Source organism: Hyphomicrobium sp. (genome assembly GCF_035572195.1).
Taxonomy (GTDB): domain Bacteria; phylum Pseudomonadota; class Alphaproteobacteria; order Rhizobiales; family Hyphomicrobiaceae; genus Hyphomicrobium_B.
This window is the reverse complement of the sequence record NZ_DATNBA010000114.1, coordinates 1-11397: the sequence shown is the minus strand read 5'-3', so window position 1 is coordinate 11397 and position 11397 is coordinate 1. Positions and strand designations below refer to the sequence as shown.

Sequence of the window (11397 nt, the reverse complement as noted above, 5' to 3'; positions counted from 1 at the left end):
GTCGATCACGAGGTAGTTGAATTTTGCATCCGGCTCTTTTTGAAGCGTCAGGCGAGCATCCCCGATCACCACGTCGTTGTTCGGCAGACAGCGCGTGAGGAACGTGAGGAGATCTGGCCGGCGCGCCACGTTAACGATCATCGGATCGAGCTCGAAGTAGCGCCACGTTTCGCCCGGCTTCGCATAGCAAGCCAACGATCCCGATCCGAGACCGACGATGCCTGTCGTCAATTCCATGCCGCGTTGATGAGCAATCTGCCTCGCCAGCGCAACGCCACGCGCCATCGGTCCGTCGGGATGGTAGTAGGTCGCCGGAACCGCTGCCGTCACTGGCTGGCCGTCGGCCGTCTTGACCCGTTCGGCGCCGTGCACCGTCGTGCCATGCAGCATCGCATGATATTGGCCGTCTTCGGTCGTGATCACGCGGATCGTGCCGAAGAACGAGCGCTGCTGATACAGCGTACGCGAGTCTGTCGGCACGACGCCGACACCGATGACCATCGTCAAAATGATGATCACGCGATGCTCCGGCCATGATCGCGTCAGATAAACTCCGAGTATTACGAGGCCAATCAGGACAGCGAGCGCGGGGCCGCCTGCCGCAAGAGCGTTCAACTCGACGAGCGTTTTATAGAGCAGGAATGCCAACATCAGACCGGCGGCGAACAACGCGATGCGCACGGTTTGTTTTCGGTTCGTCAGTCCGTCGAGAACACCGGGGCGGGCCAATAACGAAATCACCAGTAGCAGCTTGAATTCGAGCACCGAGCTGAAGATCTGCGGGGCGATCAGCGCCGAGAAGATGCCGCCGATCACACCACCGGCGGACATGCAAATGTAGAAATCCGTCAAGCTCTCGCTGCCGGGTCGGCGAAGGTACAGTTCGCGGTGGCACATCAGCGCCGCGAGGACGTAGGCCAGGAGGGCGAACGCCACCGCTTCGATACGTGACATCAATAGGATGTGAGCGAGAATGGTGAGCGGCAAAACCGCGACGGCGAGGGCGTAGGGGAACGAAAGCTTGTCCTTGAAGACCATGATGAAGGTCGTGAGGTAGAGGACCAGCGGAACGACCCAGATGAATGGCGCCGAGCCGACGTCGGTGGTGACGTACGTCGTGACGGCAACCATAAGTCCCGAAGGAATGGCCGCCAGCGCGATCCATCCGGCGCGCCTTTGCCATGAAATTGGTTCGCGAATGGCAGCGGCGTTGAGACTTGTGTCGCTCGCCTTCGGCGAAGTTGCAGTCCCGCTGAATAGAACCGCGCCGCCGCACATCGCGATGGAGGCGATCAACGCGAAGAAGCCGAAGCTCCAAAGCGCCCCTTGCGACGTGAGCCCAAGCGTCGGTTCGAGCACAATCGGATAAGCCAGAAGCGCTAGAAGGCTTCCGAGATTGCTCGCCCCATAGAGAAAATAGGGATCGCTCGCATTCTTGTGCTCGGTCTTTGAGAACCAGGCCTGGAGCAACGGCGCATTTGCCGAGATGGCGAAAAACGGCAGGCCAACGCCGAGTGCCAGCACGCCGAGCAGCCAAAGATAAGCGTCTCCGGATGGCGGCTCTGCCATAGTGGCGGGAAGCCCTATTGGCAGAGCCAAGGCGGCGAGTGTCAGAACGACGACATGCGTAAGAACCGCGGTGCGCGGCTCAAGCCAACGGTTCAGGGCGTGGGCGTAGACGTAGCCTGCGAGCAGCACCGCCTGGAAGAAGCACATCGAAACGGCCCACACGGCCGGTGTTCCGCCGAGTGCCGGGAGCGCCATCTTGGCGAACATGGGCTGCACCGAGAATAGGAGCAGCGCCGAAAGGAACATTGTTGCCGCGAATGAGGCGACGAGGGCTCGAGAGGATGGTCGCCAAGCGCTGCGGCGGGCTTCGACGCCCTGCCAAAGGGCCGCGAGATGTTCCAAGCAACGATACCCCTGACGACAATGCGGTCGCAAGGTAGCTTCGATTGCTTAATGGGAGGCTAGCGGTGGAACTACAAAACTATCTTTTGAAATCGCCCGGCAACGCTCTGGTCGCCGGCCCTCAGCCGATCTCGTAGCTGTAGTTTTCGATGACCGTATTGGCGAGCAGGTCCTTGCACATTTGCTCGACGATCGAGCGGGCCTTGTCGGGATCGCTTTCTTTGAGATCGACCTCGATGTACTTGCCCTGCCGAACGTCGCCGACGCCGGATATTCCAAGGCCCTTGATGGCGCCTTCGATGGCCTTGCCCTGCGGATCGAGCACGCCGTTCTTGAGGGTAATCTTGATGCGGGCTTTCATGGCACCCTAGAGAGTGGGGACTTGGCTGAGTGGGATTGGGTTTTAGGGACTAGGTGCAGGAAGGGCCGTAGCACAATCCCAAATCCCTAGTCCCTAAACACTCAATTCAGTTCGGCTTGCCGTTCGCCGGACCATTAACGGGATTCGATGCGACGAGCACCGGGCCCGAGCCGCGCGGACGCGGTGTCTCGGTCAAGACGCCGAGACGCCGTGCCACTTCCTGATAGGCCTCGAGCACACCGCCGAGATCACGACGGAAACGGTCCTTGTCGAGCTTGTCGCCCGACTGGATGTCCCACAGGCGGCAACAATCGGGGCTTATCTCGTCGGCGAGCACGATGCGCACCTGCTCGTTATCGTAGAGACGGCCGAACTCGACCTTGAAGTCGACGAGCCGTATGCCGATGCCGAGGAAAAGCCCAACGAGGAAATCGTTGATCCTGAGCGCCATCTGCATGATCTCGTCGATCTCCTGCGGCGTTGCCCAGCCGAAGGCCGTGATGTGCTCCTCCGAAACCATCGGATCGTTCAGCTCGTCCTTCTTGTAATAGAATTCGATGATCGAACGCGGAAGTTGGGCGCCTTCCTCAAGGCCCAAGCGCGTCGACAGCGAGCCGGCGGCGACGTTGCGCACGACGACTTCAAGCGGCACGATCTCGACTTCGCGGATCAACTGCTCGCGCATGTTGAGACGCTTGATGAAGTGTGTCGGCACGCCGATTTCGCCGAGCTTCACGAAAACGTACTCGGAGATACGATTGTTCAGTACGCCTTTGCCTTCGATCAGCGCGTGTTTCTTGGCGTTGAACGCGGTTGCGTCGTCTTTGAAATGCTGGATAAGAGTGCCCGGCTCAGGACCCTCGTAGAGGACCTTGGCCTTGCCCTCGTAGATGCGCCGACGCTTGTTCATTCCCGGACCTCTGAGGATCAACAGATTGTTCTCACTCATTGCGATAGACCGATTTTCTCACGAGTTCTTCGTCAGACGCTGACGCCTTGATTTTCCAACGTGTTTTTCGCATGTCGGGAAAGGAGTCGCGCGCCTTTCGCGCTCGAAAGCCTTGGCGAGACTCTAGCCGAACGAGGGGGTCGGCACAATGTAGACCATGAGCCGCAGCGCGGCGTGGTAGAGCTTCGAAGCCAAGTGGTTGATTTGCCTCAAAGCCATGACGTACCGCTGCCGTTAACGCAGCCTAGGCGGTACCTGCAACTCGCGCTCAGCGCGCATAAAATGCCGATACACCTCGTGGTTGCGAGGTATCCGGAAGCACAACGAAGGGAGTGAAGGGCCATGACTACGTTCAACGAGCGCGAGAAGGGATTCGAAAAAAAATTCGCCTTCGACGCCGATCTCAAGTTCAGGGCGGAGAGCCGCCGTAACAAGGCCGTCGCAGAATGGGCTGGCGCCAAGCTCGGGCTCACCGGCGAAGCACTTGAGGCTTACATCAAAGACGTTCGTCGAGCCGACCTCGCCGAGAAAGGCGACGACGACGTCATCCGCAAAGTGCGCGCCGACCTTACGGCGAAAGGCATCAAGGTCGATGATCACGAGATCCGAACCGTAATGGGCGAAGCGCTCGCGAAAGCCGTCCTCGAAATCGAGGCGGCGAAAGAATAAGCGGGTGCGCGGCGTCTGAGAGCCGCGCCGGGTATCAGCCGAGTTTCCTCAGAAACTTCCCAAACTCCAGAAGACCCTCCGGCCACGGCCCACGGCCGGAGGCGATGTTGATGTGGCCGCTTTCGCCTGCGTCGCTCAGCTCTGCGCCCCACTTGCTGGCGAGATGCTGGGCGCGCGCGTAGCTGCAATAGAGATCATTATTGGCAACGACGAGATGGGCCGGAAACGGCAGGCGCCGATCCGGCATCGTCTCGAATCCGCCCGGGCCCTTGTCGGGTGGCCAGCGCTTGCCTCCGGTATCGGGCCAGAACTGGGCGTAGTCGACGTCGGCGGGGGCGACGAGAAACGCTCCAATCACGCCGCTCCGCTTCAGTTTGTCGGCCGCATAGACGACGGCGGGCACGCCGAGGGAGTGGGCCACCGCGACGACCGGCTGCGTTGCGCCGCTGGCGAATTTCGCCATGCGATCGCCCCAGGCCTCGACGTCCGGGTTGTCCCAGTCTTCCTGGATCACGCGGCGCGCGGTTCGTAAGTTTCGTTCCCAGCGGCTCTGCCAGTGATCGGGACCGGAATCCTGCCAGCCGGGTACGATGAGGATATCGATTTCGGAAGTTTTCATCGGCGACGTGCTTAGCGGACGGTGGCGACCGAGGAAAGTACCCACGGCGCGACGCATTGGAACCAAGTTCCACCCCAGCGTATCGGCTCGAATTCAACGTGCACTTTGTCGACTTGGGAACCGCGAGACCTGGCTGGCGTTGCTGGATAGGCAGAAGACTCACCCTCCAGGAGAACGCCCAAATGAAAATTGAAAACCTTGAAGATCTTTTCAATCACACGCTTGAAGACGTCTATTTCGCCGAAACGAAGCTGGTCAAGGCTCTTCCCAAGATGGCCAAAGCGTCTGATTCGCCAGCTCTCGCAAAGGCATTCATGGGACACCTCGAAGAGACGAAAGAGCACGTCACGCGCCTCGAACAGGTGTTCAAAATGCTCGAACGCAAGGCCAAGGCTACGGAGTGCCCGGCGATCAAAGGCATCCTGGAAGAGGGCGAGGAGTTGATGAAGGAGGTCAAGGACCCCGATACGCGCGACGCCGCGATGATCGGCGCCGGCCAGGCCGCCGAACATTACGAGATTACGCGCTATGGCACGCTGATCTCATGGGCGACGCTTCTCGGTCACAAGGACGTCGCCGCGATTTTAGATAAAACATTGAAAGAAGAATATGCCGCCGATGACAAGCTGACGAAGCTTGCCGAGAGCCGGCTCAATAAAGAAGCGGCGTAACCTCGCCCCCAGCACTCGCCTTCAGGGAAACCAGCACCAAGTCGTGCTGGTTTTTCCTTATTTTGACCCGCCGAAGACACGGTTGAAGATCGTGTCGACGTGCTTCGTATGATAGGCGAGATCGAACATTCCATCGAGATCGGCTGGGCGTATCTTTGCGGTGACGTCCTTGTCGGCCTTGAGTTCGGCGAGGAAGTCCTTGCCTTGCTCCCAGGCTTTCATGGCGTTGCGCTGGACAAGCGCGTAGGCGTCTTCTCTGCTCAGCCCGGCCTGCGTCAAAGCAAGAAGCACGCGCTGCGAATTATGGAGACCTGCGAGCTTATCGAGGTTCCTTCGCATGTTCTGCGGATAGACGACGAGCTTCTCGATGATGCCGGCAAGCCTGTTCAGCGCAAAATCGAGGGTCACCGTCGCATCCGGGCCGATCATCCGCTCGACGCTTGAATGCGAGATGTCGCGCTCGTGCCAAAGTGCGACGTTCTCCATCGCCGGAAGGGCGTAGGCGCGCACCATCCGCGCGAGACCCGTCACATTTTCGGAAAGCACCGGATTGCGCTTGTGCGGCATCGCCGATGAGCCCTTCTGCCCGGGCGAGAAGTATTCTTCGGCTTCAAGAACCTCCGTCCGCTGCAAGTGCCGGATCTCGATCGCCAAGCGCTCCATGCCGGACGCGATGACACCGAGCGTCGCAAAATACATGGCGTGACGGTCGCGCGGGATAATCTGCGTCGAGACCGGCTCGGGAACCAGTCCCATCTTCTCGGCGACGTAGGCCTCGATGCGCGGATCGATATTTGCATACGTACCGACGGCGCCCGAGATGGCGCACGTCGCGACTTCTTTTCTTGCCGCCACCATGCGCTCGCGATTTCGCTGAAATTCCGCGTAGGCGTAGGCGAGCTTGATGCCGAACGTCGTCGGCTCGGCATGAATGCCGTGGCTGCGCCCGATCGTCAGCGTGTTCTTGTGTTCGAAGGCGCGGATTTTGAGCGCCGCTAGAAGGCGGTCGATGTCGGCGATCAACAGGTCGGCGGCGCGGACAAGCTGAACGTTGAGGCACGTGTCGAGCACGTCCGACGACGTCATGCCTTGATGGATAAAACGGGCTTCAGGGCCGACGTGCTCGGCAAGGTGCGTCAAAAAAGCAATCACGTCGTGCTTCGTGACCGCCTCGATCTCATCGATACGAGCGATGTCGAACGTTGCGGCCGAGCCTTTATCCCATATTTTTTTTGCTGCAGCCTTCGGAATGATGCCGATCTCGGCGCTCGCCGTGGCCGCATGCGCTTCAATTTCGAACCAGATGCGAAAGCGGGTTTCAGGTTCCCAAATACTGGTCATTTCGGCGCGAGAGTAACGGGGGATCATGCTGTCAAATCCTTGATGCGACGCGGGAGGCGTAGCAGAGGCCTATGCGTGCATCAATCAAAGTGCGTACTATTTTCGAGCGTTTGCTTTGAATGATTGCTGCCACGACGTGTGTTGCCACGCAGCTAACGCTTTGCAACAATTTGTGAAGTACGAAGACGATTGTTGCCAGTCTCTCGCCACGAACTGCGGCGCTAATATTCGCCTTGCCGCCGACGGCGTCTGTCCGTTTGTGAACGTTTATTCAGGGCAGTTAAGTCACACTTCAACAAATCGAGATTAGAGAGCCGTAATACCGCATTCTGTTGAGGGACCGGCGTGCTTAGATTGAAGAGGTCATCGAGTCGACAGCGATAGTTTCGGTCTGACGATCGCAGCAGTTGTCTACAAGGACCAAAGCGGGAGAAACGAAATCATGTCGCAACAGATGGGCAGCGGAGATCTCGCTGACCTGGTTCAGCAGATGGAGCAGTCGGAAGACGATCCTCGAAGATGCTACGTGCTGGTCAAGCAACGCATCAGCGAACTTCGTAGCTCGGGCCGAGATGTTCCGGACGAATTGTCGAAACTTGAAAGGCGAGTGTTGACGGAGTGCATGCTGGCCTCTCAGGGCCGCTGACCTCTCCAAGTCTCATATAACGTTGTGAGTGCCGTCGCAGAACGGCTCGTCATCGGTGGCTTTGCAGCCGCAGATATTAAAGGTGCCCGAACGGTCGGCCGTGAACTTCAGCGGCGTGATCGAGGTTCCCTGATGCGAGCCGTCGCAGAACGGCTGCTTTTTTGAACGCCCACAGCGGCAGTACCAATACTCCTGCCCTTCCGTCAGTTCGACCTGATACGGTCCTGTCTGGGCAACGACCGCTTCATCCGGCTCCGGCATTTATGATCTCCTCTTGAGCGTCGCCATTTGCAACGGCGCTCCCGGGCCAAGCCCGCTTCCACATTCTGAAAAATCGCTATCGGGTTTGCCTGTATCGGGCAAGTAGGGAGCCTATCGCCCCGCTGCGACCCCTTTTATTCGCAAGCGTACACAAGTTATCGGTGTCGCGGCCGTATTTGGCAGCGGAGTTGTGGACTTCTCCCAGAGGCTGGGCGAATGTTCGCCCTGTCGAGATGCCGCGGGGGAACTCGTGCTTAGCGGCGCGAGGCGCCGGCTCGAGGCGGCGAAGAACTCAGGCCCTCGCAGGCCACGATAACCGGGACGAGGGGAGCACACATATGTCCGATCTCTTTCGCAAGAAGCCCGTCGCATACGATGACGCCGATTTCGGATTGAAACGGTGTCTCAGCGCTCTCGACCTGACCCTTTTGGGGATCGGGGCCATCATCGGCACGGGCATCTTCGTATTGACAGGCGTTGCGGCCGCAACTCAATCAGGCCCCGCCGTCGTACTGTCTTTCATGGTCGCGGGCACGGCCTGCGCCTTCGCGGCGCTCGCCTACGCCGAACTCGCCTCCAGCGTCGGCGGCTGCGGTAGTGCGTACGGCTATAGCTATGCGGCCTTCGGCGAATTGATCGCCTGGATCATCGCTTGGGATCTGATCCTCGAATACGGTGTTTCGGTCGCAGCCGTCGCAAACGGTTGGTCAGGGTACTTCAACAATGCGCTGACAGCGATCGGCCTCGGGCTGCCGCTGGAGTTGACGAGAGGCCCGCTTTCGGGCGGCATCGTCAATTTGCCGGCCTTTTCGATCGTTCTGCTGTTGATGGTGATGCTGATCGTCGGCGTCAAGGAAAGCGCTCGCGTCAACGCCGTCATGGTCTGCGTCAAGCTTCTGGCAATCACCATTTTTCTGGCGGTCGCCATTTTCAACATCCATCCGGATAACTGGACCCCGTTCGCTCCGTTCGGCTGGTTCGAGCACACTGCCGACGGCAGACCCGTGGGAATTCTCGCCGGAGCTTCGCTCGTTTTCTTCGCCTACGTCGGCTTCGACGCGGTTTCAACGGCAGTCGAAGAAGCCCGGGATCCGCAGCGCGACGTCGCCAAGGGTATTCTGACCGCGCTGGCCTTCTGCACGATCATCTATGTCGTCGTTTCGGGCGTGCTGACCGGCATCGTGCATTATACGGAGCTGAACGTATCTTCGCCCGTTGCGTTCGCGCTGCAGAAAATCGGCTTCACTTGGGCGTCGGCGCTGGTTGCTACCGGCGTCATCGCGGGCCTGACGACCGTGATGCTCGTGCTTTACTATGCGTTGACGCGGATCATAACCAGCGTGTCACGCGACGGTCTGCTGCCGCCCTACTTTGCCGTGGTCAATGGCCGAACGCAGACACCGGTGCGCACAACGGTCATCACGGGTGCCATCATGGCGATCATGTCCGGCTTCCTGCCACTCGGCATTCTGGCCGAACTCGTCAATATCGGCACGCTGGCCGCGTTCGTCCTGGTCTGCGCCGGGGTGATTTCACTTAGAAAATCACACCCCGAGATGCACCGCCCCTTCAAGATGCCCGGCGGCATCATTCTACCGGTGCTCGGCGTACTGTCGTGCGGCGCGCTGATCCTGTTTCTGCCGTTTGAAACGCATCTCAGATTCATCGTCTGGCTTGCTGTCGGGCTGGTGATCTACTTTGCCTATTCGGTCAAGCGCAGCAAGCTTGCGATGGCATAATCCGCCTGACGCAAAAAGCTCATCGGCCGCAGACCGATGGGGATGGAAAAAGCAAATTCTCCGGCGTAGTCTCGCCGCCGATCTGACCGCCGGAGCATTTCGGCGGCCAGAATTACGAGGACTGAACTCAATGGACTGCGACAGTCGAAGTCGAACTTCGATGCCGCCGGCATCCGTCCCGATGACCTGATCTTCAGGCCCTCGGATGGCTGCGTGGGCGGCCATCAACGAAATAGGGCCTGGCACATGCTGCGCAGCTACACCCGAGACAATTCTCATCTCGTCATGGTTCAGGACGCAGGTCCTGCAAACCCTTCGACGACCGCTGCATCTCCGGCATCGGCCGTGTGGCTCGATCTCTACAATCCGGCCCCGGAGGATAACCGCTACGTCGAGCAGCTGCTTTCGATCGACCTGCCGACGCGAGAAGAAATGCAGGAAATCGAGGTTTCGGCCCGCCTCTATCAGGAGGACGGGGCAGAGTTCATGACGATCACATCGGCCTCGCTCCTCGAAAGCGACGAGCCGATCACGACGCCAATTACGTTCGTCTTGAAGGGCAACACGCTCGTGACCGTCCGGTATGCCGAGCCCAAGGCCTTTGCCAATTTCGTGGCGCGGGCGCAGAAGCCGAACGCCGTGCCCGTTGCCACCGGCGAGAACATTATGATGGGCCTCATAGAAGCGCTTCTCGACCGCATGGCCGACGCACTGGAGCGGGTCGGTACCGAAATCGACGCCGTCTCGCGTCTCGTCTTTCGCAAGGGAGCAAAGGATAAGCCCGGACCATCCAGCGATGATCTCCAAACTTCGATCGAGAGGATCGGGCAGAACGGCGATCTCTTGACCAAGGTGCGCGAAAGTCTCGTCAGCATCAATCGCGTCCTGACCTATCACACCAGTGTGGAGCAGCAGGATAAGAAGATGACGAAAGACGCCAAGATGCGGACGAAAATTCTGTATCGCGACGTCGTCGCTCTCACCGATCAGGCGACCTTCCTGTCGAGCAAGATCAATTTTTTACTCGATGCAACCCTCGGGCTGATCAACCTACAGCAGAACCAGATCATCAAGATTTTCTCGGTGGCCGCGGTCGTATTTCTGCCGCCGACGCTCGTTGCATCCATCTACGGAATGAACTTCTCGGAAATTCCTGAACTCAAATGGGTGTTCGGCTATCCCTGGGCTCTCGGCTTGATGGTGGCCTCGGCCGTGCTGCCCTATTTTTATTTCAAGCGCCGCCACTGGCTGTAAAGCCGCCTCGGAGGGGCGCCCGAGCCCTTTGTCAGTCCTCGAGCAGACGCAACGCAGCTTCACCCGACGTTAGCGTTCCGGAGAGAACCGCGTCGGCCAGCGAATTGAGACCGCCCTCTTTGCCGGCCCTGATGCGATGCGCGACGATATCGGAAGCCGCCCGCGCAATCAGATAGCGCGCCCGCCGTCGGCGGCGGCTCAACGTTCCCTGTTCGACGACCCGTCGGCCAATCTCGTCGAGCGTTTCGATGAGCTTCGGCACGCCGTCGCCGTTGAGCGCCGTCGTTTTCAGCACAGGAACTTTCTCGGCAACCGTGGCTCGGATCGACAACGCCCCGATGAGTTGCTGCATCGTTTGCTCGACGCCCGGCCGGTCCCCCTTGTTGACGACGATCACATCGGCGATTTCGAGCAGCCCCGACTTCATCGCCTGAATGTCGTCGCCGAGCCCGGGCGCTGAAACCACGACGCGGATGTCTGCGACTTCCGCCACATCGATTTCATTCTGGCCGGTGCCGACAGTCTCGAGCAGCACGATATCGAAACCGGCCCCGTCGAGAGCGTCGATGATCCGCACGGCAGCTGGCGACAGGCCGCCGAGATAGCCGCGCGAGGCGAGCGACCTGACGAAGACGCCGTCGTCATCGAGCGCCGCGGTCATACGGATGCGATCGCCGAGGATGGCGCCGCCTGAAATGGGGCTCGAAGGATCAACCGCGATGACGCCGACGGTGCGGCCATGCTTTCTCAGATGCGTGATCGCGGCGTTGACCAGCGTCGACTTGCCGGCGCCCGGCGGTCCGGTGAAGCCGACGACCGCTGCGCGGCCTGTCCGCGGATAGACCGCGCGGACGAGCTCCCACCCCGCCGGGTCGTCGTCCTCGACGAGCGAGATGCCGCGCGCCAGGGCGCGCTTGTCGCCGCCGAGGAGCCGATCGGCGAGGCTGCCGTCCTGCGCCATGGGGCGGGGATCATA

The 11397-nt window shown here is 59.8% G+C and carries 12 protein-coding genes; 5 read left to right on the top strand and 7 right to left on the bottom strand.

From position 1 onward, the window contains the following. From VN623_RS09515 to purC, 3 genes are all read right to left on the bottom strand, one after another. Positions 1-1815, bottom strand: a 1815-nt coding sequence (locus tag VN623_RS09515; RefSeq protein WP_325570446.1) for a hypothetical protein, incomplete at its 3' end; no start/stop codon positions are given. 217 nt (positions 1816-2032) lie between these two features. Continuing rightward, a complete protein-coding gene (purS, locus tag VN623_RS09510; protein ID WP_325570444.1) occupies positions 2033-2272 on the bottom strand; it encodes a phosphoribosylformylglycinamidine synthase subunit PurS in 240 nt (79 codons plus the stop codon). Between the two features lie 106 nt (positions 2273-2378). After that, on the bottom strand, positions 2379-3182 hold the full coding sequence (gene purC, locus VN623_RS09505; protein WP_325570442.1) for a phosphoribosylaminoimidazolesuccinocarboxamide synthase: 804 nt from the start codon (positions 3180-3182) through the stop codon (positions 2379-2381). 381 nt (positions 3183-3563) lie between these two features. Between purC and VN623_RS09500 the strand changes: the two genes are divergently transcribed. Next, positions 3564-3890, top strand: a complete 327-nt coding sequence (locus VN623_RS09500; RefSeq protein WP_325570440.1) for a DUF1476 domain-containing protein — start codon at positions 3564-3566, stop codon at positions 3888-3890. Between the two features lie 34 nt (positions 3891-3924). Here VN623_RS09500 and VN623_RS09495 read toward each other — a convergent pair whose 3' ends face one another. Continuing rightward, positions 3925-4509, bottom strand: coding sequence for an alpha/beta hydrolase (locus tag VN623_RS09495; protein WP_325570435.1), 585 nt, complete (start codon positions 4507-4509; stop codon positions 3925-3927). Between the two features lie 182 nt (positions 4510-4691). On the opposite strand from VN623_RS09495, the gene VN623_RS09490 reads away from it, so the two are divergent. After that, positions 4692-5180 carry a ferritin-like domain-containing protein gene (locus VN623_RS09490; RefSeq protein WP_325570433.1) on the top strand — a complete coding sequence of 163 codons (489 nt, stop codon included), beginning with the start codon at positions 4692-4694 and terminating at the stop codon, positions 5178-5180. 57 nt (positions 5181-5237) lie between these two features. Here VN623_RS09490 and purB read toward each other — a convergent pair whose 3' ends face one another. Next, positions 5238-6548: an adenylosuccinate lyase gene (gene purB / locus VN623_RS09485; RefSeq protein WP_325570431.1), complete on the bottom strand. Its 1311-nt coding sequence runs from the start codon at positions 6546-6548 to the stop codon at positions 5238-5240. 415 nt (positions 6549-6963) lie between these two features. On the opposite strand from purB, the gene VN623_RS09480 reads away from it, so the two are divergent. Beyond that, positions 6964-7167, top strand: a complete 204-nt coding sequence (locus tag VN623_RS09480) for a hypothetical protein (protein WP_325570430.1) — start codon at positions 6964-6966, stop codon at positions 7165-7167. Between the two features lie 12 nt (positions 7168-7179). Here VN623_RS09480 and VN623_RS09475 read toward each other — a convergent pair whose 3' ends face one another. Beyond that, entirely contained in the window at positions 7180-7428 is a 249-nt protein-coding gene (locus VN623_RS09475) for a CDGSH iron-sulfur domain-containing protein (RefSeq protein ID WP_325570428.1), read from the bottom strand. A 338-nt stretch (positions 7429-7766) separates the two neighbouring features. On the opposite strand from VN623_RS09475, the gene VN623_RS09470 reads away from it, so the two are divergent. Then, positions 7767-9167 carry an APC family permease gene (locus VN623_RS09470; protein ID WP_325570426.1) on the top strand — a complete coding sequence of 467 codons (1401 nt, stop codon included), beginning with the start codon at positions 7767-7769 and terminating at the stop codon, positions 9165-9167. Between the two features lie 246 nt (positions 9168-9413). After that, positions 9414-10421 carry a magnesium/cobalt transporter CorA gene (gene corA / locus VN623_RS09465; protein WP_325570424.1) on the top strand — a complete coding sequence of 336 codons (1008 nt, stop codon included), beginning with the start codon at positions 9414-9416 and terminating at the stop codon, positions 10419-10421. A 31-nt stretch (positions 10422-10452) separates the two neighbouring features. On the opposite strand, the gene meaB is transcribed toward corA, so the two are convergent. Then, the gene (gene meaB, locus VN623_RS09460) at positions 10453-11382 is read right to left on the bottom strand and encodes a methylmalonyl Co-A mutase-associated GTPase MeaB (protein WP_325570448.1); all 930 of its coding nucleotides are present in this window, start codon (positions 11380-11382) and stop codon (positions 10453-10455) included. Between the last annotated feature and the right edge of the window lie 15 nt (positions 11383-11397).

Coding starts and splice junctions, on each gene's coding strand:
- VN623_RS09500 (WP_325570440.1), top strand. CDS start 3,564: ATGACTACGTTCAACGAGCGCGAGAAGGGATTCGAAAAAAAATTCGCC.
- purC (WP_325570442.1), bottom strand. CDS start 3,182: ATGAACAAGCGTCGGCGCATCTACGAGGGCAAGGCCAAGGTCCTCTAC.
- purS (WP_325570444.1), bottom strand. CDS start 2,272: ATGAAAGCCCGCATCAAGATTACCCTCAAGAACGGCGTGCTCGATCCG.
- purB (WP_325570431.1), bottom strand. CDS start 6,548: ATGATCCCCCGTTACTCTCGCGCCGAAATGACCAGTATTTGGGAACCT.
- VN623_RS09470 (WP_325570426.1), top strand. CDS start 7,767: ATGTCCGATCTCTTTCGCAAGAAGCCCGTCGCATACGATGACGCCGAT.
- VN623_RS09480 (WP_325570430.1), top strand. CDS start 6,964: ATGTCGCAACAGATGGGCAGCGGAGATCTCGCTGACCTGGTTCAGCAG.
- VN623_RS09495 (WP_325570435.1), bottom strand. CDS start 4,509: ATGAAAACTTCCGAAATCGATATCCTCATCGTACCCGGCTGGCAGGAT.
- VN623_RS09475 (WP_325570428.1), bottom strand. CDS start 7,428: ATGCCGGAGCCGGATGAAGCGGTCGTTGCCCAGACAGGACCGTATCAG.
- meaB (WP_325570448.1), bottom strand. CDS start 11,382: ATGGCGCAGGACGGCAGCCTCGCCGATCGGCTCCTCGGCGGCGACAAG.
- VN623_RS09490 (WP_325570433.1), top strand. CDS start 4,692: ATGAAAATTGAAAACCTTGAAGATCTTTTCAATCACACGCTTGAAGAC.
- corA (WP_325570424.1), top strand. CDS start 9,414: ATGCTGCGCAGCTACACCCGAGACAATTCTCATCTCGTCATGGTTCAG.